21 protein-coding genes are annotated in these 23,916 nt (G+C 52.1%); 10 read left to right on the forward strand and 11 right to left on the reverse strand.

The window, feature by feature from the left end; genetic code table 11:
* Positions 1 to 37: 37 nt before the first annotated feature.
* Genes gsiD through iaaA form a run of 5 tightly spaced genes read right to left on the reverse strand, consistent with a single transcriptional unit; the run spans position 38 to position 6,271 of the window.
* Positions 38 to 949, reverse strand: a complete 912-nt coding sequence (gsiD, locus tag FEK50_RS12700; protein ID WP_130205171.1) for a glutathione ABC transporter permease GsiD — start codon at positions 947 to 949, stop codon at positions 38 to 40.
* Positions 950 to 951: 2 nt separating this feature from the next.
* Complete coding sequence (gene gsiC / locus FEK50_RS12705) at positions 952 to 1,872, reverse strand: glutathione ABC transporter permease GsiC (protein WP_130205169.1); 921 nt, start codon at positions 1,870 to 1,872, stop codon at positions 952 to 954.
* A 17-nt stretch (positions 1,873 to 1,889) separates the two neighbouring features.
* Positions 1,890 to 3,428, reverse strand: a complete 1,539-nt coding sequence (gene gsiB / locus FEK50_RS12710) for a glutathione ABC transporter substrate-binding protein GsiB (RefSeq protein ID WP_131162157.1) — start codon at positions 3,426 to 3,428, stop codon at positions 1,890 to 1,892.
* 19 nt (positions 3,429 to 3,447) lie between these two features.
* On the reverse strand, positions 3,448 to 5,319 hold the full coding sequence (gene gsiA, locus FEK50_RS12715; RefSeq protein ID WP_131162176.1) for a glutathione ABC transporter ATP-binding protein GsiA: 1,872 nt from the start codon (positions 5,317 to 5,319) through the stop codon (positions 3,448 to 3,450).
* Positions 5,306 to 6,271: a beta-aspartyl-peptidase gene (gene iaaA / locus FEK50_RS12720; protein ID WP_131162156.1), complete on the reverse strand. Its 966-nt coding sequence runs from the start codon at positions 6,269 to 6,271 to the stop codon at positions 5,306 to 5,308. Before iaaA ends, gsiA begins: the two co-directional genes overlap by 14 nt.
* A 203-nt stretch (positions 6,272 to 6,474) precedes the next feature.
* Between iaaA and moeA the strand changes: the two genes are divergently transcribed.
* Both moeA and moeB read left to right on the forward strand, forming a co-directional pair.
* Positions 6,475 to 7,710, forward strand: a complete 1,236-nt coding sequence (gene moeA / locus FEK50_RS12725) for a molybdopterin molybdotransferase MoeA (protein WP_130205163.1) — start codon at positions 6,475 to 6,477, stop codon at positions 7,708 to 7,710.
* On the forward strand, positions 7,710 to 8,459 hold the full coding sequence (moeB, locus tag FEK50_RS12730; protein WP_130205161.1) for a molybdopterin-synthase adenylyltransferase MoeB: 750 nt from the start codon (positions 7,710 to 7,712) through the stop codon (positions 8,457 to 8,459). Before moeA ends, moeB begins: the two co-directional genes overlap by 1 nt.
* 188 nt (positions 8,460 to 8,647) lie before the next feature.
* Here the strand turns inward: moeB and fsa are convergent, their stop codons facing one another.
* Positions 8,648 to 9,310 (reverse strand): fructose-6-phosphate aldolase, encoded by a 663-nt coding sequence (fsa, locus tag FEK50_RS12735; RefSeq protein ID WP_130214784.1) that lies wholly within the window; start codon positions 9,308 to 9,310, stop codon positions 8,648 to 8,650.
* 129 nt (positions 9,311 to 9,439) lie between these two features.
* Here fsa and FEK50_RS12740 point away from each other — a divergent pair, with 129 nt between their 5' ends.
* The 4 genes from FEK50_RS12740 to FEK50_RS12755 all read left to right on the forward strand — a co-directional run bounded on the left by FEK50_RS12740 (position 9,440) and on the right by FEK50_RS12755 (position 15,149).
* Positions 9,440 to 10,339: a glycyl-radical enzyme activating protein gene (locus FEK50_RS12740; protein WP_131162155.1), complete on the forward strand. Its 900-nt coding sequence runs from the start codon at positions 9,440 to 9,442 to the stop codon at positions 10,337 to 10,339.
* Between the two features lie 5 nt (positions 10,340 to 10,344).
* Positions 10,345 to 12,777: a glycyl radical protein gene (locus tag FEK50_RS12745; protein ID WP_131162154.1), complete on the forward strand. Its 2,433-nt coding sequence runs from the start codon at positions 10,345 to 10,347 to the stop codon at positions 12,775 to 12,777.
* Between the two features lie 145 nt (positions 12,778 to 12,922).
* On the forward strand, positions 12,923 to 13,738 hold the full coding sequence (ybiV, locus tag FEK50_RS12750) for a sugar-phosphatase YbiV (RefSeq protein WP_130205153.1): 816 nt from the start codon (positions 12,923 to 12,925) through the stop codon (positions 13,736 to 13,738).
* Between the two features lie 151 nt (positions 13,739 to 13,889).
* Entirely contained in the window at positions 13,890 to 15,149 is a 1,260-nt protein-coding gene (locus FEK50_RS12755) for a DUF1479 domain-containing protein (protein ID WP_131162153.1), read from the forward strand.
* Between the two features lie 239 nt (positions 15,150 to 15,388).
* Here FEK50_RS12755 and FEK50_RS12760 read toward each other — a convergent pair whose 3' ends face one another.
* Positions 15,389 to 16,981 carry an ABC-F family ATPase gene (locus FEK50_RS12760; protein WP_130205149.1) on the reverse strand — a complete coding sequence of 531 codons (1,593 nt, stop codon included), beginning with the start codon at positions 16,979 to 16,981 and terminating at the stop codon, positions 15,389 to 15,391.
* A 218-nt stretch (positions 16,982 to 17,199) separates the two neighbouring features.
* Here FEK50_RS12760 and ldtB point away from each other — a divergent pair, with 218 nt between their 5' ends.
* On the forward strand, positions 17,200 to 18,120 hold the full coding sequence (gene ldtB / locus FEK50_RS12765) for a L,D-transpeptidase (RefSeq protein WP_001056384.1): 921 nt from the start codon (positions 17,200 to 17,202) through the stop codon (positions 18,118 to 18,120).
* Between the two features lie 214 nt (positions 18,121 to 18,334).
* Here the strand turns inward: ldtB and FEK50_RS12770 are convergent, their stop codons facing one another.
* Positions 18,335 to 19,453 carry an anion transporter gene (locus FEK50_RS12770; RefSeq protein WP_130205147.1) on the reverse strand — a complete coding sequence of 373 codons (1,119 nt, stop codon included), beginning with the start codon at positions 19,451 to 19,453 and terminating at the stop codon, positions 18,335 to 18,337.
* On the reverse strand, positions 19,450 to 19,917 hold the full coding sequence (gene mntR, locus FEK50_RS12775; RefSeq protein ID WP_130259766.1) for a manganese-binding transcriptional regulator MntR: 468 nt from the start codon (positions 19,915 to 19,917) through the stop codon (positions 19,450 to 19,452). The genes FEK50_RS12770 and mntR overlap by 4 nt, the downstream gene beginning before the upstream one ends.
* A 185-nt stretch (positions 19,918 to 20,102) precedes the next feature.
* Here mntR and mntS point away from each other — a divergent pair, with 185 nt between their 5' ends.
* Positions 20,103 to 20,231: a manganase accumulation protein MntS gene (mntS, locus tag FEK50_RS12780; protein WP_001001761.1), complete on the forward strand. Its 129-nt coding sequence runs from the start codon at positions 20,103 to 20,105 to the stop codon at positions 20,229 to 20,231.
* A gap of 268 nt (positions 20,232 to 20,499) precedes the next feature.
* Complete coding sequence (gene opgE, locus FEK50_RS12785; protein ID WP_131162152.1) at positions 20,500 to 22,083, forward strand: phosphoethanolamine transferase; 1,584 nt, start codon at positions 20,500 to 20,502, stop codon at positions 22,081 to 22,083.
* 49 nt (positions 22,084 to 22,132) lie between these two features.
* Here the strand turns inward: opgE and ompX are convergent, their stop codons facing one another.
* Complete coding sequence (ompX, locus tag FEK50_RS12790; protein ID WP_105289445.1) at positions 22,133 to 22,648, reverse strand: outer membrane protein OmpX; 516 nt, start codon at positions 22,646 to 22,648, stop codon at positions 22,133 to 22,135.
* 52 nt (positions 22,649 to 22,700) lie between these two features.
* Positions 22,701 to 22,766 carry a protein YliM gene (locus FEK50_RS12795; RefSeq protein ID WP_120795379.1) on the reverse strand — a complete coding sequence of 22 codons (66 nt, stop codon included), beginning with the start codon at positions 22,764 to 22,766 and terminating at the stop codon, positions 22,701 to 22,703.
* A gap of 233 nt (positions 22,767 to 22,999) precedes the next feature.
* On the opposite strand from FEK50_RS12795, the gene rhtA reads away from it, so the two are divergent.
* A complete protein-coding gene (gene rhtA, locus FEK50_RS12800; RefSeq protein ID WP_130205141.1) occupies positions 23,000 to 23,887 on the forward strand; it encodes a threonine/homoserine exporter RhtA in 888 nt (295 codons plus the stop codon).
* The last annotated feature ends 29 nt before the right edge of the window (positions 23,888 to 23,916 follow it).

Below are 23,916 nucleotides of genomic sequence, written 5' to 3' on the forward strand. Positions count from 1 at the left end.
TGACGCCATTACATTTTTAAGCAATATTCTGCCGTGGCTATGCTTTAATTTTCGGGTCCAGCGCGTCGCGTAAACCATCGCCCAGCAAGTTGAAAGCCAGCACGGTAAGGAAGATAGCGAGTGCCGGGAAAACCGCCACATGCGGCGCGATGACCATATCCGCTCGCGCTTCATTGAGCATAGCCCCCCATTCTGGTGTCGGCGGCTGCGCCCCCAGGCCAAGAAATGAAAGGCTGGCAGCCGAGATGATCGAAGTGCCAATACGCATTGTGAAAAAGACGACAATGGAAGAGACAGTCCCGGGCAAGATATGGCGCAACAAGATGGTCATGTCGCTGGCACCAATACTGCGCGCCGATTCAATAAAAGTTTGCTGTTTCAACACCAGCGTGTTGCCGCGCACCAGACGGGCAAAAGCCGGAATGGAAAAGATGGCGACTGCGATAATTACGTTGGCAATACCGCTTCCTAACACCGCAACAACAGCAATCGCCAGTAAAATACCCGGGAAGGCAAACAGCACATCGCAAATACGCATAATCAATCGGTCCCACCAGCCTTCGTAATATCCCGCCAGTAAGCCCAATAGCGTACCGATCGCCGCACCAATAAAGACAGCAAACACACCCGCCGCCAGCGAGATTTGCGCGCCGACCAGGACACGGCTGAAAATATCACGCCCCAGCGAGTCGACACCAAACCAGTGTTGCAAAGAAGGTCCGTTATTCAGGTTGTCATAATCGAAAAAATTTTCGGCATCATAGGGGGCGATCCAACGGGCAAAAATTGCCACCACAATCAGCAAAATGACGAACAGTGCGGCGGCCATCGCCATATGCTGACGGCGAAAACGTCGCCAGAACTCATGCCACGGTGTACGTACCTGGTCAGGTTTTACCAGTGGCATAGCGTTTAACACCGCCTGACGTCGCCAGTTAAATAGTCGCATCCTTACTTGTACCTGATAGCCGGGTTAATGGCGGCGTAAAGCACATCCACCACTAAGTTGATAAGAATAAACTCCAGCGAGAAGAGCAGAATTTCTGCCTGAATCACCGGGTAATCACGCATTTCTACGGAGTCAACGAGTAAGCGTCCAAGTCCGGGCCAGTTGAAAACTTTCTCCACCACAATGGAACCACCGAGCAAAAAGCCAAACTGCAATCCCATCATGGTGACCACAGGGATCATGGCGTTGCGTAAACCATGCTTGAGGACAACCCAGGTTTCGCTTACCCCTTTTGCCCTCGCGGTACGCATATAATCCTCACTTAAAACATCAACAAACGAGGCGCGGGTAAAACGCGCCATCACTGCCGCCACCGCCGCGCCGAGCGTCAGAGAAGGTAATATGTAATGCTGCCAACTGTCTGCACCTACGGTAGGCAACCAGCCCAGTTCAACAGAGAAAACCTGAATCAGCAGTATTCCGAGCGCAAATGCCGGAAATGAAATCCCTGATACTGCGATGGTCATACTTAATCGATCCGGCCAACGGTTACGCCAGACGGCGGCGATAATACCCGCCGCCATGCCGAACAGCACCGCCCATGTCATACTGGTAATGGTCAACCACAGCGTAGGCATGAAACGGCTGGCGATCTCCTCGGCAACCGGACGACGCGACACCATCGACAGACCAAAATCCCCCTGCACGGCATTGCTGATATAGTGCCAGAACTGGTGATACAGCGGCTGATCCAGCCCCAGTTGCTGACGCACCAGTTCGATGACCTGCGCATCGGCTTCTGGACCGGCAATCAATCGCGCCGGGTCGCCGGGTAGCATATGGACAAACAAAAACACCAGCACCGAGACAATAAACAGCGTCGGAATCAGCCCCAGCAAGCGTTTGATAACGTAATTAAGCATTCCTCTCCCTGCGCTACTTATTGCAAATCCGCATCTTCAAAGCTAAAGCCAGTGTCTGGCATAATCCAAAAACCGCTCAGTTTTTTGCTGTGTGCCGACACCAGTTTTTCTACCACCAGCGGGATCCACGGCGACTCTTGCCAGATGGTATCCTGCGCCGCCTTATACAAGCGCGCCTTTTCCGCCGGATCGTTGGTTTTCAGCGCCTGGGCAAGCTCGTCATCCACCTGCTTATTGCTGTAAAACGCAGTATTAAACAGCGTCGGTGGCCAGTTCTGCGAGGCGAACAGCGGCGATAGCGCCCAGTCAGCTTCACCGGTCGAGGCCGACCAGCCAGTATAGAACATTCGCACGCCGCTCTCTTTCTGCCCTTTACCTTCAACTTCTGCCGCCCGCTGCCCGGCATCCATCGCCGTCACCTGGGCTTTAATCCCCACCTGCGCTAGTTGTTGCTGGGTAAATTGCAGCACTTTCTGCGCGGTACTGTGATTATGTGATGACCACAACGTGGTACTGAAACCGTTGGGATATCCCGCCTCTTTTAATAGTTCGCGCGCTTTAGCCGGATCGTAAGGCCACGGTTTATAACTTTGCGCGTAGGCAATACTCGGTGGCACCACACCAGTGGCAGGAACTGCATATCCCGCGAAGGCCACTTTCACCAGTGCCTGACGGTTGATTGCGTAATTCAGTGCCTCACGCACTTTTGGGTTATCGAATGGTTTCTGCGTCACGTTCATACTGATATAACGCTGCATAATCGACGGGCTGGCCATCAGCTCGATATTTTTGTTCTTGTCCAGTAGCGCAGCTTGTTCATAAGGGATAGGGAAAGCAAACTGCGCTTCACCGGTTTGCAGCATTGCCGCGCGGGTATTGTTGTCCGCCACCGGACGCCAGGTGATGCTGTCCAGTTTGGGCAAGCCTGGCTGCCAGTAACCCGCAAATTTTTTAACCTTCACAAAATCGGTCTGGTTCCAGGTATCCAGTTCATACGGTCCGGTTCCGACCGGGTGAAAACCAATCTCCTTGCCATATTTTTCCAGCGCCGCCGGTGAAATCATCGCGGTCGCCGGGTGAGCGAGGATGTTAATAAACGCGGAGAACGGTTGCCTGAGCGTAATCTTCACCGTTGTCGGATCGACCGCTTCAGTTTTGGCAATATTTTTGTACAGGTTATAGCGTTTTAGATGATTTGCCGGATCGCTGGCTCGGTCCAGATTCGCTTTGACGGCTGCGGCGTTAAAGTCGGTGCCGTCCTGGAACTTAATCCCTCCGCGCAATTTCACGGTGTAAGTGAGGCCGTCATCGGAAACGGTATAACTCTCCGCCAGCACGTTTTTCAGTTTCATCTCTTTATCCAGACCGAACAGTCCCTGATAAAAAGATTTCGCTACGGCCTGAGATAACGTGTCATTCGCGTCATACGGATCGAGCGTAGTGAAGTTCGATCCCACTGCCACAACCACATCTTTGGCAGCGAATGCACAAGGTGCCATCAACGCTGCGGCAATGCCCAGCGCCACTAACCCACTACGGTGTACAGCTCTTGCCATTTTATTCTCCGCCTGAATGTTATCTACGCAAAAATGCGTACTCTGATTGTGGTTGTGCGACGTAATGCCCTGGCCCGACGCATTGCAACGAGACGGCGGCAACTTCTTCGCCACGCAGATGAATATTGCTGGGAAGATCATCCGACAGCAGCACGCGCTGCGGTCGTAGTCGGGACGGTTCAGCGACCGGAACTGCCGCCAGTAATTTACGTGTATAAGGGTGCTGCGGATTTTCAAAGACCGCACGCCGTGGACCAATTTCAACGATTTGCCCAAGATACATCACCGCCACACGATGACTAATCCGCTCTACAACGGCCATATCGTGGGAGATAAACAGAAAGGCGATGCCAAACTCGCGCTGGAGATCCAGCAACAAGTTGATGATTTGCCCACGGATAGAAACATCCAGCGCCGAGACGGCTTCATCGGCAATGATCACTTTTGGATTCAATGCCAACGCGCGAGCAATGCAGATGCGCTGACGCTGACCGCCGGAAAACTCATGCGGGTAACGCCACGCATGTTCAGGTAACAGGCCAACGCGTTCCAGCAACCACGCAACGCGTGCAGCAGCTTCTTCACCTTGCAATAAACCGTGTACGCGCAGCGGTTCCATAATCGAATCGCCAACCGTCTGGCGCGGGTCCAGCGAGGCGTAAGGGTCCTGAAAAATAAACTGGATGTCGCGACGCAATGCCTGAAGTTTGCCAAGTGAAAGGGTATCGATTCGCTGCCCTTTGAAGATGATTTCGCCGCCCTGGGATTCAACCAGGCGCAGCAACGCCCTACCGGTGGTTGATTTGCCACTCCCGGACTCTCCCACCAGCGACAACGTTTCGCCAGGCCAGAGATCAAAACTGACCTTCTCAACCGCATGCACTTCTCGCGTAACGCGATTCAGTAAGCCACTACGTAAAGGGAAACGGGTCACCAGATTACGCACCTGTAAAACAGGGTCGCCATCAACCACCGTTTTCTGCTCGACAGGTCGTTCCTGTTTAGCCGGATGTTCAAGTGATATCAGCGGGAAACGGCGAGGATAATCTTCCCCTTTCATCGCCCCCAACCGCGGCACGGCAGCCAACAGCGCGCGGGTATAAGGATGCTGTGGCGCATGAAAAATCTGTTCGACGCTGCCCGTTTCGACCGCTTCGCCCTGATACATCACCAGCACCCGATCGGCTATCTCCGCCACCACGCCCATGTCGTGAGTAATAAAGATGACGCCCATCGACATCTCTTTTTGCAATACTTTGATTAATTGCAGGATCTGCGCCTGAATGGTGACATCCAGTGCGGTGGTCGGTTCATCCGCAATCAGCACCGCCGGGCGACATGACAGCGCCATTGCAATCATCACTCGCTGGCGCATCCCGCCGGAGAGTTGATGCGGATAACGGGAAAGAATGGTTTGGGCTTCCGGGATGCGAACCTGATCCAGCATCCGCTTCGCCTCTACCATCGCCTGTTCACGACTGGCGTTTTGATGCAAACGGATAGACTCGGCGATCTGCTCACCCACAGTAAATACCGGATTCAGCGAGGTCATCGGCTCCTGAAAAATCATCGCGATATCTGCGCCGCGCACATGTTGTATTTGCCTGGCACTCTGCTCGTTAAGCTCAATCACTTCACGACTGCGTCGCCGCAACAGCATTTTATCGCACTGCACCAGACCGCCTGATTGTTCCAATAGACGCATCAATGCCAGTGCTGTGACAGATTTACCGGAACCTGATTCCCCGACAATGGCCAGCGTCTCGCCGCGTCGCAGCCGAAAAGAAAGATTGCGCACCGCAGCCACTTTCTGCTGGTCCTGCATAAAGGCAATGTTGAGATTATCGACCGCCAGGACATCACCGGCATCAAGTTCATCACTGTGTGGCAACGGTGTCCCCTTTTTCGCGGTAGATACCAGTGGTTGGTGTATCGCCTGCATAGCCCCAGGCGCGATACATTCCTTCGGTGTTAAACGGTAGTGCGACGTTACCTTCGTGGTCGATAGCGATTAAGCCACCGCTGCCGCCAAGCGCTGGGAGTTTTTCCATCACCACCCGCTCGCAGGCTTCCGCGAGGCTTAGACCGCCATAATCCATTAACGCGCCGATGTCATACGCCGCCAGCGAGCGGATGAAGACTTCGCCCGTACCAGTACAAGAAACCGCCACACTGGCGTTATTGGCGTAGCATCCGGCACCCACTAAAGGACTATCGCCCACTCGTCCGGGTAATTTATTGGTCATTCCGCCCGTGGACGTAGCGGCCGCCAAATTGCCGTCTAAATCCAACGCCACGGCCCCCACCGTACCCATTTTTTGTTTTTCATCCAGCGGAGCGCCGCTATGATCGAGGACGGCTTCCCCACACTCACGCGCCGCCATCAGTTGTTCATAACGCAAAGGCGTGGAGAAAATCTCCGGCGAGACGCGCTCCATGCCATGAGAAAAAGCAAAGTTTTCCGCCCCCTCACCAATCATCATCACATGCGGGCTTTGCTCCATCACCAGACGAGCGGCAAGAATTGGGTTGCGCAGATGGCAAATGCCCGCCACCGCCCCCGCTTTCAGTGTGTTGCCATCCATCACGCAGGCGTCCAGTTCATGCGTTTCATCACGCGTAAAGACGGCGCCAATTCCGGCGTTAAAGAGCGGACACTCTTCCAGCAGGCGCACCGCTTCTGTCACCACATCCAGCGCGCTTTCGCCCGCTTCGAGCATTTGCTGTCCGGTTTCAACAATGGCAGACAGCGCCTCAATGTAGCGTAATTCCTGTTGCAGACTCATCTGTGCGCGGCTAATTGCGCCTGCGCCGCCGTGGATTGCAATGACTGCTTTGCCCATAGTCTTCGTCCATTAAGGGTGGCTCGCCACTTTTGCTATAAATATCAGAATTTTTATGAATTACTCATTCAATTTTTGAATATAGAAAGATGTATATGGCATGTAAAGGCGAGTGTCTGCTCTACGACCGAGGTGGCATACAGTCTGTGGCGTTTTTCTGACATAATAGGCAAATTCGATTTTGCCTCCGCAGGAGTGTTTTCATGGAATTTACCACCGGATTGATGTCGCTCGACACCGCGCTTAATGAGATGCTTTCTCGCGTTACCCCACTGACCGCCCAGGAAACGCTACCACTGGTACAGTGTTTTGGCCGTATTCTGGCGAGCGATGTGGTTTCGCCGCTGGATGTCCCAGGGTTTGATAACTCCGCAATGGACGGTTACGCGGTACGTTTGGCCGATATCACCTCCGGGCAACCGCTGCCCGTTGCCGGGAAGTCGTTTGCCGGTCAGCCTTATCATGGCGAGTGGCCCGCTGGCACCTGCATCCGCATTATGACTGGCGCACCAGTACCGGAAGGCTGCGAAGCAGTGGTCATGCAGGAACAGACTGAACTAACGGACAATGGCGTACGTTTTACCGCTGAAGTGCATAGCGGGCAAAATATTCGCCGTCGCGGTGAAGATATCTCTGCGGGCGCGGTTGTTTTTCCGGCAGGTACTCGCCTGACTACCGCTGAACTGCCAGTGATTGCTTCGCTAGGGATTGCCGAAGCTCCGGTGATTCGTAAAGTGCGAGTGGCGCTATTTTCCACGGGTGATGAGTTGCAGTTACCCGGTCAGCCTCTGGGCGATGGGCAAATTTACGATACCAACCGCCTCGCGGTGCATTTGATGTTAGAACAGCTGGGTTGTGAAGTAATCAACTTAGGGATTATTCGCGACGATCCACATGCCCTGCGCGCCGCATTTATTGAAGCCGACAGCCAGGCGGATGTGGTGATCAGTTCCGGTGGTGTTTCGGTTGGTGAAGCGGATTACACCAAAACCATTCTCGAAGAACTGGGCGAAATTGCGTTCTGGAAACTGGCGATTAAACCGGGCAAACCGTTCGCGTTTGGTAAACTCGCGAATAGCTGGTTCTGCGGCCTGCCGGGCAATCCAGTTTCTGCGACGCTGACCTTCTATCAATTAGTACAACCTTTGCTGGCCAAATTAAGCGGCAATACCGCCAGTGGCCTGCCCGCGCGCCAGCGCGTACGCACGGCATCTCGTCTCAAGAAATCCCCTGGACGTCTTGATTTCCAGCGCGGCGTGCTGCAACGCAACGCCGACGGCGAACTGGAAGTCACGACCACCGGGCATCAGGGTTCACATATATTTAGCTCCTTTAGCCTCGGCAACTGCTTTATCGTGCTGGAGCGCGATCGCGGCAATGTTGAAGCGGGCGAATGGGTGGAAGTCGAGCCATTTAATGCGTTGTTCGGAGGCCTGTAATGGCGGAACTCAGCGATCAGGAGATGCTGCGCTACAATCGGCAAATCATCCTGCGTGGTTTTGATTTTGACGGTCAGGAAGCATTGAAAGATTCCCGCGTGCTGGTAGTTGGCCTGGGCGGCCTCGGCTGCGCAGCCTCGCAGTATCTGGCAAGCGCCGGTGTCGGCAACCTGACGCTGCTCGACTTCGACACGGTTTCGCTCTCAAATTTACAGCGCCAGACGCTGCACAGTGATGCCACAGTCGGGCAACCGAAGGTAGAATCAGCCCGTGACGCACTGGCGCGGATCAATCCACATATCGCGATTACGCCGATAAACGCGTTGCTTGATGACGCTGAACTGGCTGCGTTGATTGCTGAACACAATCTGGTGCTCGACTGTACGGATAACGTTGCGGTACGTAATCAACTGAACGCGGGCTGTTTTGCCGCGAAGGTGCCGCTGGTTTCCGGCGCGGCAATTCGTATGGAAGGGCAAATCACGGTCTTTACTTATCAGGACGGTGAGCCGTGCTATCGCTGCCTTAGCCGTTTGTTTGGCGAGAACGCGTTAACCTGCGTGGAAGCGGGCGTAATGGCACCGTTGATTGGGGTGATTGGTTCATTGCAGGCAATGGAAGCGATCAAACTGCTGGCAGGTTATGGCAAACCTGCCAGCGGGAAAATCGTGATGTACGATGCGATGACTTGTCAGTTTCGCGAAATGAAACTGATGCGTAATCCGGGGTGTGAGGTGTGCGGGCATTAATTGCCAGCTCCGGGCCTGATAAGATGCGGCAAGCGTCGCATCAGGCATTTGCTCCAGGCGCCAGATGCGGCGTGAACGCCTTATCTGGCCTACGGTTCGGGCGCAGATTTCCAGGTCTGATAAGACGCGGCAGGCATCAGTGCACTCCGCCACGTCATCAGCAATTTATGAGGATGCAGAAAGTCCGGTTAAATCGACGTTCTGCCAAACGCCCCCTGCCAGTCCTGCTCAAACTTCGCCACAGCGGCATCAACTGCCGGATAGCTAATCATCTGTTGCGCGACATCCAGCGGCAGTGTGATTGATTCGCATCCTGCCAGTAAGCAGTCCAGCGCCTGACGCGGGGTTTTGAAACTGGCTGCCAGCACTTTCGCCTGTGGCGCGTGCATTTTCAGTAACTGGTGTAAGTCAGTCACCGTCTGAATACCACTCCCGCCCTGGGCATCAATTCGGTTGACGTAAGGCGCAACATACTCCGCACCCGCCAGCGCCGACAGCAGCCCTTGCGCTGCCCCATACACCGCCGTACCCAGCGTCGGAATACCTTCCGCTTTTAATAGCTTAATCGCTGCCAGCCCCTCTGCAGTCACAGGTACTTTAACCACGATATCCGCAATAATAGAACGCAGTTTACGCGCATCGTTCACCATACCTTCAGCAGTAGTAGACATGACCTGGGCAAACAAACGCCCCTGTCCGCCCATCGCCTCATGTAACTCAGGAAGTAAAACTTCCAGAGGCTTCTTACCTGCCGCCACAATACTTGGATTAGTGGTCACACCCGCCAACGGAAAAACACGAGCCAGCGTCTTCACTGCGGCGACGTCTGAAGTATCCAGATACAGTTCCATAGTCATCCTCTAAATCTACTTTTGTATGAAATCAGACTATCACGAAAAAACTATCTGAACAGTTGATGCACATCAATCTAACTTTCATTCGAAAGTATTTTAATGTTTGAACGAAAAAGAGGGGCATTTATGATTTTCAACATTCAGCGCTATTCGACCCACGACGGTCCCGGTATCCGCACGGTAGTTTTCCTTAAGGGGTGCTCGCTGGGCTGCCGCTGGTGTCAGAACCCGGAAAGCCGCGCCCGCACGCAAGATCTGCTGTATGACGCACGACTGTGTCTGGAAGGCTGCGAACTATGCTCAAAAACCGCTCCGGAAGTGATTGAGCGCGCGCTGAATGGTTTACTCATTCACAGGGAAAAGTTAACGCCTGAACATCTGACGGCGCTGACCGACTGCTGTCCGACTCAGGCATTAACCGTGTGCGGTGAAGCGAAAAGCGTTGAGGAGATCATGGCGACCGTTCTGCGCGATAAACCATTTTACGATCGCAGCGGCGGCGGTTTAACGCTTTCCGGTGGTGAGCCGTTTATGCAGCCGGAAATGGCGACGGCGCTGCTGCAAGCCAGCCACGAGGCCGGTATTCATACTGCGGTAGAAACCTGTCTGCATGTGCCGTGGAAATATATCGCCCCTTCTCTGCCCTATATCGATCTGTTTCTTGCCGATTTAAAACACGTTGCCGACGCGCCGTTTAAACAGTGGACTGACGGCAGCGCCGCCAGAGTGCTGGATAATCTGAAAAAACTCGCGGCGGCGGGCAAAAAAATCATTATTCGCGTGCCGCTGATTCAGGGCTTTAATGCCGATGAAACCTCTGTGAAAGCCATTACCGATTTTGCCGCCAGTGAACTGCACGTTAACGAAATCCATTTCTTGCCCTACCACACGCTGGGCATCAACAAATATCACTTACTTAATCTGCCCTATGACGCCCCGGAAAAACCGCTTGATGCGCCAGAACTGCTCGACTTTGCCCAGCAGTATGCCTGCCAGAAAGGGTTAACCGCGACCTTACGAGGATAACAACCATGACCACACTGAAACTGGACACGCTCAGCGACCGCATTAAAGCGCACAAAAATGCGCTGGTGCATATTGTGAAACCGCCGGTCTGTACCGAGCGCGCACAGCACTATACTGAGATGTATCAACAACATCTCGACAAGCCAATCCCGGTACGTCGCGCGCTGGCGCTGGCGCACCACCTGGCTAATCGCACCATCTGGATCAAACACGATGAGTTAATCATCGGCAACCAGGCCAGTGAAGTCCGCGCCGCGCCGATCTTCCCGGAATATACTGTCTCCTGGATCGAAAAAGAGATTGATGATCTGGCGGATCGTCCGGGTGCTGGTTTTGCGGTCAGCGAAGAGAACAAACGTGTTCTGCATGAAGTGTGCCCATGGTGGCGCGGTCAGACCGTACAGGATCGCTGCTATGGCATGTTTACCGATGAGCAAAAAGGCCTGCTGGCGACTGGCATCATTAAAGCGGAGGGCAATATGACCTCCGGCGATGCGCACCTGGCGGTCAATTTCCCGCTGCTGTTGGAAAAAGGGCTTGATGGTCTGCGCGAGAAAGTGGCAGAGCGCCGCTCACGTATCAACCTGACTGTGCTGGAAGATTTGCACGGCGAGCAGTTCCTGAAAGCGATTGATATCGTACTGGTGGCAGTCAGTGAACACATTGAACGTTTCGCTGCTCTGGCGCGAGAAATGGCCGCCACCGAATCCCGCGAAAGTCGTCGCGATGAACTGCTGGCGATGGCAGAAAACTGCGACATCATCGCCCACCAGCCGCCGCAAACTTTCTGGCAGGCGCTGCAACTGTGCTACTTCATCCAGTTGATTTTGCAGATTGAATCTAACGGTCACTCGGTGTCGTTTGGTCGTATGGATCAGTATCTCTATCCGTACTATCGCCGCGACGTTGAACTCAACCAGACGCTGGATCGCGAACACGCTATCGAGATGCTGCATAGCTGCTGGCTGAAACTGCTGGAAGTGAACAAGATCCGCTCCGGCTCGCACTCAAAAGCCTCTGCGGGAAGTCCGCTGTATCAGAACGTCACCATTGGCGGGCAAAATCTGGTTGATGGTCAGCCGATGGACGCGGTGAATCCACTCTCTTACGCAATCCTCGAATCTTGCGGTCGCCTGCGTTCGACTCAGCCTAACCTCAGCGTGCGTTACCATGCGGGAATGAGCAACGATTTCCTCGATGCCTGTGTGCAGGTGATCCGCTGCGGCTTCGGGATGCCGGCGTTCAACAACGACGAAATCGTGATTCCGGAATTTATTAAACTCGGTATTGAACCGCAGGACGCTTACGACTACGCAGCGATTGGTTGTATCGAAACCGCCGTCGGCGGTAAATGGGGCTATCGCTGCACCGGCATGAGCTTTATCAACTTCGCTCGCGTGATGCTGGCGGCGCTGGAAGGTGGTCGTGATGCCACCAGCGGCAAAGTGTTCCTGCCACAAGAAAAAGCGTTGTCAGCGGGTAACTTCAACAACTTCGATGAAGTCATGGACGCGTGGGATACGCAAATCCGTTACTACACCCGCAAATCAATCGAAATCGAATATGTCGTCGACACCATGCTGGAAGAGAACGTGCACGATATTCTCTGCTCGGCGCTGGTGGATGACTGTATTGAGCGAGCGAAAAGTATCAAGCAAGGCGGCGCGAAATATGACTGGGTTTCTGGCCTGCAGGTCGGCATTGCCAACCTCGGCAACAGCCTGGCGGCAGTGAAGAAACTGGTATTTGAACAGGGCGTGATTGGTCAGCAACAACTGGCTGCCGCGCTGGCGGAAGACTTCGACGGCCTGACTCACGAGCAGTTGCGTCAGCGTCTGATTAACGGCGCGCCGAAGTACGGCAATGACGATGATAGCGTCGATACGCTGCTGGCTCGTGCTTATCAGACCTATATCGACGAACTGAAACAGTATCATAACCCACGCTACGGTCGTGGCCCGATCGGCGGCAATTATTACGCAGGTACATCATCTATTTCCGCCAACGTACCATTCGGCGCGCAGACTATGGCAACGCCGGACGGACGTAAAGCGCATACCCCGCTGGCAGAAGGCGCAAGCCCGGCCTCCGGCACCGACCATCTCGGCCCAACGGCGGTCATCGGCTCAGTGGGTAAACTGCCTACCGCAGCGATTCTCGGCGGTGTGTTGCTCAACCAGAAACTGAACCCGGCGACGCTGGAGAACGAATCTGACAAGCAGAAACTGATGATCCTGCTGCGCACCTTCTTCGAAGTGCATAAAGGCTGGCACATTCAGTACAACATCGTTTCCCGCGAAACATTGCTGGAAGCGAAAAAACATCCGGATCAATACCGCGATCTGGTGGTGCGCGTAGCAGGTTATTCCGCCTTCTTCACCGCGCTCTCTCCAGACGCGCAGGACGATATCATCGCCCGTACCGAACATATGCTGTAACTCTTCCGCCCGGCGGCCACCGTCGCCGGGCTATATCATTCACAGTATCAATTTCTCGCTCAATTACATTCGAAATAAATTTGTGCCCTGCGTCACATTGTTATTACACTGTGGCGGTTTGCATTCATTGCCAGGAGCACTTCTTATGAGCGTAAAAGTTATCGTCACAGACATGGACGGTACTTTTCTAAACGACGCCAAAACGTACAATCATGAGCGTTTTATGGCGCAATATCAGGAACTGAAAAATCGCGATATTGAGTTCGTTGTCGCCAGCGGTAACCAGTATTACCAGCTCATTTCCTTCTTCCCTGAGCTAAAAGATGAAATCTCTTTTGTTGCAGAAAACGGCGCTCTGGTTTACGAACACGGCAAGCAGCTTTTTCACGGCGAACTGACCCGACATGAATCGCGGATTGTTATTGGCGAGTTATTGAAAGATAAACAACTGAATTTTGTTGCCTGTGGTCTGCAAAGTGCATACATCAGTGAAAATGCCCCGGAATCATTCGTTGCATTGATGGCAAAACACTACCATCGCCTGAAACCTGTAAAGGATTACCAGGACATTGACGACGTACTGTTCAAATTTTCTCTGAACCTGCCGGATGAACAGATCCCACAGGTGATAGACAAACTGCACATTGCACTCGACGGCATTATGAAACCGGTGACCAGTGGTTTTGGGTTTATTGACCTGATTATACCTGGCCTGCATAAAGCGAACGGTATTTCGCGGTTACTGAAACGCTGGGATCTGTCGCCGCAAAATGTGGTAGCGATTGGCGACAGCGGTAACGATGCGGAGATGCTGAAAATGGCGCGTTATTCCTTTGCGATGGGCAATGCTGCGGAAAATATTAAACAAATCGCTCATTACGCTACCGATGACAATAATCATGAAGGCGCGCTGAATGTGATTCAGGCAGTGCTGGATAACATCGCTCCTTTCAATCGTTGATCTTCCCCCGGGCCGGAGTGACCACTTCGGCCTCTCGCCTTTTTGCTCGCTTTGTGCGGTGACTCAAGATCTTTATCTTGCGTTAACTTATTTTTAACTTAAAGTATCAATCGTAATCATTTTACTTTCGAACGAAAGATGAGAGGTTGATATGACTTTTTCCTGTGAGACGCTGCCCACAGATGCGAAAGCGGCTATCCGAGAAATGAAAGCTGCGCTGCGGGAACAGCTCGGTGATGTACAACAGGTTTTCGATACACTCTCTGCAAAAATCGAAACGCGTGTTGCTGAAATCGATGCCCTAAAAGCGCAAGGGCTGCCGGTTTGGCCGGAAGTTTCTTATAGCGATATTGCCGCAGGGACAGTAAGCGATGTCACTCGCAATGAAATTAAACGTCGCGGCTGTGCAGTAATAAAAGGTCATTTCCCTCGCGAGCAGGCGCTGGCGTGGGATCGTGCCATGCTCGATTATCTCGATATCAATCATTTTGATGATGTTTATAAAGGCCCTGGCGACAGTTTTTTCGGCTCACTGGAGGCTTCTCGTCCCGAAATCTATCCCATTTACTGGTCACAAGCACAGATGCAGGCGCGGCAGAGCGAAAATATGGCTGCTGTGCAATCTTTCCTGAACCGCCTGTGGAAGTCTGAAAGCAACGGCAAGCAGTGGTTTGATCCTGATATCAGTGTGATTTACCCGGACAGGATCCGTCGCCGTCCTCCAGGTACTACATCTAAAGGTCTGGGCGCGCATACCGATTCTGGTGCGCTGGAACGGTGGTTATTGCCCGCTTATCAGCGCGTTTTTGCCAATGTGTTCAATGGTAATTTCGATGATTACGATCCCTGGGATGCTGCACACCGGACCGATGTCGAAGAGTACACGGTGGATAACACGACCAAATGTTCAGTGTTCCGCACGTTTCAAGGCTGGACTGCGCTCTCTGATATGATATCGGGTCAGGGATTGTTGCATGTGGTGCCTATCCCGGAAGCGATGGCGTATGTTTTATTGCGCCCGCTGCTGGATGACGTACCGGACGATGAACTGTGCGGGGTTGCACCTGGCAAAGTTCTTCCCATTTCAGAGAAATGGCATCCACTATTGATTAAAGCGCTGACATCCATTCCCGCGATAACAGCAGGGGATTCCGTCTGGTGGCACTGCGATGTGATTCACTCCGTCGCGCCAGTAGACAATCAACAGGGTTGGGGCAACGTGATGTATATCCCTGCTGCGCCAATGTGCGAGAAAAATCGGGCTTATGCACACAAAGTCAAAATGGCGCTGGAAAAAGGCGCATCACCGGGCGACTTCCCGCGGGAAGATTATGAAGCAAACTGGGAAAGCCGCTTTACACTGGATGATCTGAACATTCACGGTAAGCGCGCACTGGGCATGGACGTGTAAGAGTTGATGGATTATTGGAAGTGAGGTTAAGGAAGTAGGTTCGATGTTGCTCAGATTGCTGACAAAGTGCGCTTTGTTCATGCCGGATGCGGCGTTACCGCCTTATCCGACCTAAAACGGCTTGCAGATTCAATACATTGCAGGTCCTGCGTAGGCCTGATAAGCATAGCGCATCAGGCAATCTTGCGTTTGTCCTCAGCCACCGTCACCCCGACTGTATCGGGGTGACGGGCAATAACTTACTCGATCCCTCTGCTACGCAGGTAATCTTCGTAATTACCGCTAAAGTCGATCACGCGTTCCGGAGTGATTTCCAGAATGCGGGTCGCCAGGGAGCTTACAAACTCACGGTCGTGAGAAACAAAGATCAGCGTACCCTGATACAGTTCCAGCGCCATGTTCAGTGACTCGATGGATTCCATATCCAGGTGGTTGGTCGGTTCGTCCATGATCAGAATATTCGGTTTCTGCATCATTAACTTACCAAACAGCATCCGCCCTTTTTCCCCACCGGAAAGCACTTTAGCTGGCTTTTTGATGTCGTCCTGGCTGAACAGTAAACGACCGAGAATGCTGCGTACCGCCTGCTCGTCATCGCCTTCCTGCTTCCACTGGCTCATCCATTCGAACACGGTCAGATCATTTTCGAACTCATATTCGTGGTCCTGGGCATAGTAACCAATGCGCGCGTTCTCAGACCATTTTACAGTGCCGCTGTCCGGTTGCAGATCGCCCACCAGCGTTTTTAACAGGGTCGATTTACCGACGCCGTTGGTACCCAGTACCGCCAGTTTTTCACCGACTTCCAGCAGCAGGTTAAGATTTTTAAACAGCGGACCGTTATCAAAACCTTTAGTCAGACCTTCCACTTCCAGCGCATTACGGAACAGTTTCTTATCCTGCTCAAAACGAATGAACGGGTTCTGACGACTGGAGGCTTTTACCTCTTCCAGTTTGATTTTATCAATCTGACGCGCGCGCGAAGTCGCCTGGCGAGATTTCGAGGCGTTGGCGCTAAAGCGGCTAACGAAGGATTGCAGCTCAGCAATCTGCGCTTTCTTCTTGGCATTATCAGCCAGCAGACGTTCACGCGCCTGAGTCGCGGCCGTCATGTACTCATCGTAGTTGCCCGGATAAACGCGCAGTTCCCCGTAGTCCAGATCCGCCATGTGGGTACAAACCATGTTGAGGAAGTGACGGTCGTGCGAAATGATGATCATAGTGCTGTCACGCTCGTTCAGCACCTGCTCCAGCCAGCGAATGGTGTCGATGTCCAGGTTGTTGGTCGGTTCGTCGAGCAGGAGAATGTCCGGATCTGCAAACAGCGCCTGCGCCAGCAGCACACGCAGCTTCCAGCCAGGCGCAACTTCACTCATCGGGCCGTAGTGTTGTTCCAGTGGAATACCGACGCCAAGCAACAATTCCCCCGCACGCGATTCTGCAGAGTAACCGTCCATTTCGCCGTATTTCACTTCCAGATCGGCCACTTTGTAGCCATCTTCTTCGCTCATTTCCGGCAAAGCATAGATGCGGTCGCGCTCTTGCTTCACTTCCCACAACTCTTTATGCCCCATGATCACCGTATCCAGCACGGTGTACTCTTCAAAGGCAAATTGATCCTGGCGCAGCTTACCAATGCGCTCATTCGGATCGAGGGAAACGTTGCCCAGCGTCGGCTCAAGGTCGCCGCCGAGGATTTTCATAAAGGTGGATTTACCACTACCGTTCGCGCCAATCAGGCCGTAACGGTTGCCGCCGCCAAATTTGACGGAAATGTTTTCAAACAACGGCTTACTGCCGAACTGCATGGTGACGTTACTGGAAACTAACACAGGCGTATCCTGAAAAGAGATATGACAAACCGCGCATTATGCCATAAGTCTGAAAGAAGATCCCGTCCGTCGCTTAAGGTCTACACTCTTCCCAAAGGCAAAAAATGTGATTTAGTACACATCTGATTTCACTGTTAGCTGGAATGAACATATAATGCGCTTCCAATACTCTAATATTCTCAACCTAATGGCCTGCCAGGCACTAAATCTCGCTTAACATGAATATGAAATTGAAAACATTATTCGCAGCGGCCTTCGCTGTTGTCGGCTTTTGCAGTACCGCCTCTGCGGTAACTTATCCTCTGCCAACCGACGGGAGTCGCCTGGTTGGTCAGAATCAGGTGATCACTATCCCTGAAGGTAACACTCAGCCGCTGGAGTATTTTGCTGCCGAGTACCAGATGGGTCTTTCCAACATGATGGAAGCGAACCCTGGTGTGGATACCTTCCTGCCGAAAGGCGGCACCGTACTGAACATTCCACAGCAGTTGATCCTGCCAGATACCGTGCATGAAGGTATCGTCATTAACAGCGCAGAGATGCGTTTGTACTACTATCCGAAAGGGACCAACACCGTTATCGTGCTGCCGATCGGGATTGGTCAGTTAGGTAAAGACACACCTATCAACTGGACCACCAAAGTAGAGCGTAAGAAAGCAGGCCCGACCTGGACACCGACCGCAAAAATGCACGCCGAGTACCGCGCAGCAGGCGAACCACTTCCGGCTGTCGTTCCGGCTGGCCCGGATAACCCAATGGGGCTGTATGCACTGTACATCGGTCGCCTGTACGCTATCCACGGCACCAACGCTAACTTCGGTATCGGTCTGCGCGTAAGCCACGGTTGTGTGCGTCTGCGTAACGAAGACATTAAATTCCTGTTCGAGAAAGTGCCAGTCGGTACTCGCGTGCAGTTTATCGATGAGCCGGTAAAAGCGACTACCGAGCCAGACGGCAGCCGTTATATTGAAGTCCATAACCCGCTGTCTACCACCGAAGCCCAGTTTGAAGGTCAGGAAATTGTACCGATTACTCTGACGAAGAGCGTGCAGACAGTGACTGGTCAGCCAGACGTTGATCAGGTTGTTCTGGATGAAGCGATTAAAAATCGTTCCGGGATGCCGGTTCGCCTGAATTAATCGTTAAAACTTAAGCAAAAGGCGGAGTGATAATCCGCCTGAGGCTGCTAATGGCAATACATAATTGCCTGATGCGCTACGCTTATCAGGCCTACGCAGAACCTGCAATATATTGAATCCGCAAGATTTTGTAGGCCGCATCCGGCATGAACAAAGCGCGTATTACCAACACTCAGAGGCGGACTAATAATCCGCCTTTTTAATTTGTCAGACCTTACCCCGCCGGGATCATAACCAACAAAACATATCCCACCAGCGCCGCCCACAACAGCATCGGTATTGAATAGAGATGGAAACGCCACCAGATACGGCGATCGTTCGCCATCCGTAGCGCAATCAAATTTGCCAGCGATCCGGGTAATAAACCAAAGCCACCTACGTTTACCGCCCATGCCAGTAGTAAAGACGGTGGCACATAATTGAGCAGCAAAATCGTGCCCGGCACGTTACTGATTACCTGCGATAAACCAATCGCCGTCAGCCATAATCCAGGTTCAGATAAATGACTCACGTTGCTCAACACGCCCTGTAATACCGGAAGTTGGGTCAGTAAATGGACGTCGATAAACATCGCCATAAACACCAGCAGCAACGTCCAGTCCACGCTCAGCACCACGCGACGCGCCAGAAGCGCAAAGCCCGCCGCCACAATCACCAACCCCCACAGCTCTTGTTTCAACTCCAGCGCCATAAGGAAGACGATATACAGCCCCAGACAACTCCACACCAGCCGAGGCTTCCACTCCGGCATCTGCGAACCAGTATGGTATTGCAGCGCCTTTCCAGGGAAACAACACCAACACAGCAGCAGTAGTGTCAGCATCATCGCACCAGCCAGCGGGGCCATTTGGGCAATAAAACCGACAAACGAAAGATCAGAGCGTCCCCAGATTAGGATATTTTGCGGATTGCCAATCGGCGTCAGCAACGATCCGGCATTCACCGCCAACGCCTCGAAAATAATCAGCCGATTAACCGGGATCTCACACAGTCTTTTTAGCGTGATGGTCAGCGGAACCACAATAAACAGCGCGACGTCGTTGGTCAGAAACGTAGAAAGCAGCGCCGCTGCCAGCACCATAAACATCGCCAGTCGACGCTCAGTAGCAAAACGGCGCACCATCTTTCGCCCAAGCACATCAAAATAGCCGCTTAACTCGACGCCTTTGGTCAGCAGCATCAGGCCACTTAAGGTGATGATGGTGTGCCAGTCAATAGCGCCAGGCCAGGACTTAGGTGTGAAAGGAACGAAAAAACTTAATCCGATGCCAACGAGAATTAATAACTGAAAAAAGCGATCGCCTTGCAGCGAGCGTAAAAAAGGCAGGCTCATTTAGCACCGTGTTTCTGGGTAAACAGACGAAAGGCGTCCAGCGTCTCCTCACTGACATGGTGTTCCATGCCTTCCGCGTCACGACGGGCGATTTCCGGGCTAACGCCCAACACCAACAAGAAATTTTCGACGACCTGATGACGCTCGCGACTTTCCTGCGCCAGCTTCTCTCCTTCTGCCGTTAAAAACACGCCACGCCAGGGGATCATTTCAATCAATCCCATTGTTGCCAGTCGCTTAAGCATTTTAGCCACCGTAGGTTGAGAGACTCCCAGACGGGCGGCCATATCAACCTGGCGCGCTTCTCCCACCTCCATCATCAGGTCAGAAATCAGCTCAACGTAATCGTCGATAAGTTCACGGCGATGTGCCTCTCTGACCTGGCGGAATCCTTCAACGTGCTCTTCCACGTTCACTAACTGCGTCACTTTTTTTGCTGTTGGCGTACCTGCGCGACGACTCATTGTGCTTCCTCATTATGGTGACACATACATAGCGTTCTCATTTCGTGCGCACATTGTAAACCAGAGTTGCGAAGGTACAAAAAATTAACGTTTTAGCAATAGCTATATAATATAGCCTGTGCTATATCTGTATGTAATGCAATCATCCCTCATGGAACGACGGGATTAGCAAGTCAGGAGGTCTTATGAATGAGTTCAAGAGGTGTATGCGCGTGTTTAGTCACTCTCCCTTTAAAGTACGGTTAATGCTGCTCTCGATGTTGTGCGATATGGTCAACAACAAACCGCAGCAAGATAAACCTTCCGATAAATAGCGGCGTCGCGGTACGCCGCTTTACTCCTGCTTTATTGCAGGCATAGATTGTTCTGGAATGACCCCCCACTTTTTATCGGATTTGCTATTCTCTTCGCAAAAGATTTGTTCCTCAGTAGTTGACCTGAACGGCAGCTCGCTCTATCTTCTTGCAGCCCTGCGTATATTGCGGCTCGCAGATGCGGACCCTTCCCCCTCTTCACGCACTCTTGCAGGTATTGACCCTTGACGCCAGGGTAAGCACATGGCGTTTGTTACGATAGTGGCATATGAACTTAACCCTTAAAGAATCGCTTGTTTCCCGTAGCCGGGTTTTTAGCCCGTGGACTGCATTCTACTTTTTACAGTCGCTATTGATTAACCTTGGTTTAGGTTATCCCTTTAGTTTTCTCTATACCGCCGCTTTTACTGCCATTTTGCTTTTGTTATGGCGGATGTTGCCGCGCGTGCAAAAAACCTTAATAGGCGTCTGTTCGCTGGTGGCGGCCTGTTATTTCCCTTTTGCTCAGGCGTATGGTGCGCCTAACTTCAATACATTGCTGGCGCTGCATTCCACCAATATGGAAGAGTCGACCGAAATTCTTACGATCTTCCCGTGGTATAGCTATCTGGTCGGCTTATTTATTTTTGCGCTCGGCGTGATTGCGATCAGGCGGAAAAAAGAGGATGAAAAAGCACGCTGGAATAAATTCGACAGCCTGTGTCTGGTATTCAGTGTGGCGACATTTTTTGTCGCTCCGGTTCAAAATCTCGCCTGGGGCGGTGTATTTAAACTCAAAGACACCGGTTATCCGGTATTTCGTTTTGCCAGGGATGTCATCGTCAACAATAATGAGGTGATTGAAGAGCAAGAACGGATGGCGAAACTTTCCGGGATGAAAGATACCTGGACAGTCACTGCGGTTAAACCCAAATATCATACTTATGTGGTGGTCATTGGCGAAAGCGCACGTCGCGATGCCCTCGGTGCCTTTGGCGGTCACTGGAACAATACCCCGTTTGCCAGCAGCGTTAACGGCCTGATTTTTTCTGATTATATTGCTGCCAGTGGCTCCACGCAGAAATCTCTCGGATTAACGCTTAACCGCGTAGTCGATGGCAAGCCACAGTTTCAGGATAACTTTGTGACCCTGGCCAACCGAGCAGGATTCCAGACCTGGTGGTTTTCTAATCAGGGGCAAATAGGCGAATACGATACAGCTATCGCCAGCATCGCTAAACGTGCAGATGAAGTGCAATTTCTGAAAAACGGTAATTTTGAAGCAGATAAGAACGCTAAAGACGAAGAACTACTGACAATGACCGCTCAGGTATTGGCGGAAGAACACTCGCAGCCGCAACTGATTGTTTTGCATCTGATGGGCTCACATCCTCAGGCCTGTGACCGGACACAAGGCAAATACGAAACCTTTGTACAATCGAAAGAAACATCGTGCTATCTCTACACCATGACGCAAACTGACGATTTACTGCGCAAACTGTACGACCAGTTACGCAACAGCGGCAGCAGTTTCTCCATGGTTTATTTTTCAGACCACGGTTTAGCCTTTAAAGAACGCGGAAAAGAAGTGCAATACCTGGCCCACGATGATAAATATCAGCAGAATTTCCAGGTGCCTTTTATGGTCATTTCCAGCGACGATAAAGCGCATCGGGTGATTAAAGCCCGCCGTTCAGCCAATGATTTCTTAGGTTTTTTCTCACAGTGGACGGGAATTAAAGCGCAGGAAATCAACATCAACTACCCGTTTATTTCCGAGAAGAAAGCCGGGCCAATCTACATCACCAACTTCCAGTTACAGAAGGTGGACTACAACCATCTCGGAACCGATATTTTCGACCCGAAATCCTAAGATAAAAAAATCCGCCCCGAGGGGCGGATTTTTTATATCACCGAAGTGATTAGAAGCGGTAACCAACACCGGCGATCCAGGTGCCTACGTCAACGCTACGAATACGGCTCTGCTCGTAAGAGAAGTCCAGAGCAACGTTTTCGATCGGGTTGAACTGCAGACCTGCGCCGTAGGAGAAACCGTAGTCGCTGGTGTCGTGTTTATAGGTCGGGTAGTTGGTGTCCTGGAATTTACCGTAGCCCACACCTACAACACCGTAGATGCTCGCCCAGTCGTTGATGCGGTATGCCGGACCAGCAGTGATGCCGTAGTACTGGGTTTTGTTGTAATCGCCTGCACTGTTAGTACGACTTTTTTCAGTGTAAGTGAAAGAACCGATCACACCCAGCGGGCTGTTGTCTTCTTCATAGCGGTATTTCAGGTTGAAACCGCCCATTTTGTTCATTTTGCCCTGAGCGTCGCTCTGAGCGTAACCGCCAGTTACGGTAGAAGTAGCAGCTACGGAAGTACCTGCGGTGAAAGCCAGAACTGCGGCCAGTGCTGAAAGACATGCAATTTTTTTCATAACCACCTCAAATGTGATTCAAATAAGTCCTAAGCTTTAAATATATCAAAAATTAATGGGAAACTCTTCGCGATTTGTGATGTCTAACGGGCCATTTCATGTAACAGAACGTTTCCACATGCCGCTATCCATCTAAATTTACATCATTTTTTCAGTAAACTGCGTAAGTATTACGCATATTTTCACTGTCGTTCATCCAGATTATTCCTAATCACCAAGCTGATGAATCAATCAATCCTGGCGCATTTTAGTCAAAACGGGGAAAAATTTTTCAACAAATGCTCAACCAGTTTTAGTTATATCCAGTACACTCCTCGCTTTACCTGACTATACAAATTTATGGGGGAACGGATGCCAGGGACATTACGTAAAATGCCGGTCTGGTTACCGATATTATTATTGCTCGTTGCCATGGCGTCTATTCAGGGCGGGGCCTCATTAGCAAAGTCGCTTTTTCCACTGGTCGGCGCGCCGGGCGTGACTGCACTGCGCCTGGCGCTGGGAACACTGATTCTTATCGCATTCTTTAAACCGTGGCGACTGCGGTTTGCCAAGGAACAGCGCTTGCCGCTGTTGTTTTACGGCATCTCACTGGGTGGAATGAACTATCTTTTTTATCTTGCTATTCAGACCGTACCACTTGGGATTGCGGTGGCGCTGGAGTTCACCGGACCACTGGCAGTGGCGCTGTTCTCTTCACGCCGCCCCGTAGACTTTGTTTGGGTTGTGCTGGTGGTACTCGGCCTGTGGTTCCTGCTACCGCTGGGGCAGGATGTTTCGCATGTCGACCTAACCGGCTGTGCGCTGGCGCTCGGTGCCGGTGCTTGTTGGGCTATCTACATATTAAGTGGGCAACGCGCCGGTGCGGAACACGGCCCGGCGACGGTGGCAATCGGTTCGCTGATTGCGGCGCTTATTTTCGTGCCGATTGGCGCATTCCAGGCCGGAGAGGCGCTCTGGCACTGGTCGGTTGTTCCATTGGGTCTGGCTGTCGCTATCCTCTCTACCGCTCTGCCCTATTCGCTTGAGATGATTGCCCTCACCCGTCTGCCGACCCGGACATTTGGTACGCTAATGAGTATGGAACCTGCACTGGCTGCCGTTTCCGGAATGATTTTCCTCGGTGAGACATTGGCGCCAATACAACTGCTGGCCCTCGGCGCGATTATTGCCGCCTCAATGGGCTCAACGCTGACAGCGCGCAAAGAGACTAAAATTAAAGAATTAGATATTAATTAAAGCTAGCTTTCTGCATGGTTATGCATAAC

Origin of the sequence: Escherichia sp. E2586, assembly GCF_005781105.1 — a bacterium.
In the GTDB taxonomy this organism is placed as follows: Bacteria; Pseudomonadota; Gammaproteobacteria; order Enterobacterales; family Enterobacteriaceae; genus Escherichia.

Excerpts from the sequence above, each read along its gene's own strand:
- gsiD (WP_130205171.1), bottom strand. The coding sequence starts at position 949 with ATGCGACTATTTAACTGGCGACGTCAGGCGGTGTTAAACGCTATGCCA.
- gsiC (WP_130205169.1), bottom strand. The coding sequence starts at position 1,872 with ATGCTTAATTACGTTATCAAACGCTTGCTGGGGCTGATTCCGACGCTG.
- gsiB (WP_131162157.1), bottom strand. The coding sequence starts at position 3,428 with ATGGCAAGAGCTGTACACCGTAGTGGGTTAGTGGCGCTGGGCATTGCC.
- iaaA (WP_131162156.1), bottom strand. The coding sequence starts at position 6,271 with ATGGGCAAAGCAGTCATTGCAATCCACGGCGGCGCAGGCGCAATTAGC.
- moeA (WP_130205163.1), top strand. The coding sequence starts at position 6,475 with ATGGAATTTACCACCGGATTGATGTCGCTCGACACCGCGCTTAATGAG.
- moeB (WP_130205161.1), top strand. The coding sequence starts at position 7,710 with ATGGCGGAACTCAGCGATCAGGAGATGCTGCGCTACAATCGGCAAATC.
- fsa (WP_130214784.1), bottom strand. The coding sequence starts at position 9,310 with ATGGAACTGTATCTGGATACTTCAGACGTCGCCGCAGTGAAGACGCTG.
- FEK50_RS12740 (WP_131162155.1), top strand. The coding sequence starts at position 9,440 with ATGATTTTCAACATTCAGCGCTATTCGACCCACGACGGTCCCGGTATC.
- FEK50_RS12745 (WP_131162154.1), top strand. The coding sequence starts at position 10,345 with ATGACCACACTGAAACTGGACACGCTCAGCGACCGCATTAAAGCGCAC.
- ybiV (WP_130205153.1), top strand. The coding sequence starts at position 12,923 with ATGAGCGTAAAAGTTATCGTCACAGACATGGACGGTACTTTTCTAAAC.
- FEK50_RS12755 (WP_131162153.1), top strand. The coding sequence starts at position 13,890 with ATGACTTTTTCCTGTGAGACGCTGCCCACAGATGCGAAAGCGGCTATC.
- ldtB (WP_001056384.1), top strand. The coding sequence starts at position 17,200 with ATGAATATGAAATTGAAAACATTATTCGCAGCGGCCTTCGCTGTTGTC.
- FEK50_RS12770 (WP_130205147.1), bottom strand. The coding sequence starts at position 19,453 with ATGAGCCTGCCTTTTTTACGCTCGCTGCAAGGCGATCGCTTTTTTCAG.
- mntR (WP_130259766.1), bottom strand. The coding sequence starts at position 19,917 with ATGAGTCGTCGCGCAGGTACGCCAACAGCAAAAAAAGTGACGCAGTTA.
- mntS (WP_001001761.1), top strand. The coding sequence starts at position 20,103 with ATGAATGAGTTCAAGAGGTGTATGCGCGTGTTTAGTCACTCTCCCTTT.
- opgE (WP_131162152.1), top strand. The coding sequence starts at position 20,500 with ATGAACTTAACCCTTAAAGAATCGCTTGTTTCCCGTAGCCGGGTTTTT.
- ompX (WP_105289445.1), bottom strand. The coding sequence starts at position 22,648 with ATGAAAAAAATTGCATGTCTTTCAGCACTGGCCGCAGTTCTGGCTTTC.
- rhtA (WP_130205141.1), top strand. The coding sequence starts at position 23,000 with ATGCCAGGGACATTACGTAAAATGCCGGTCTGGTTACCGATATTATTA.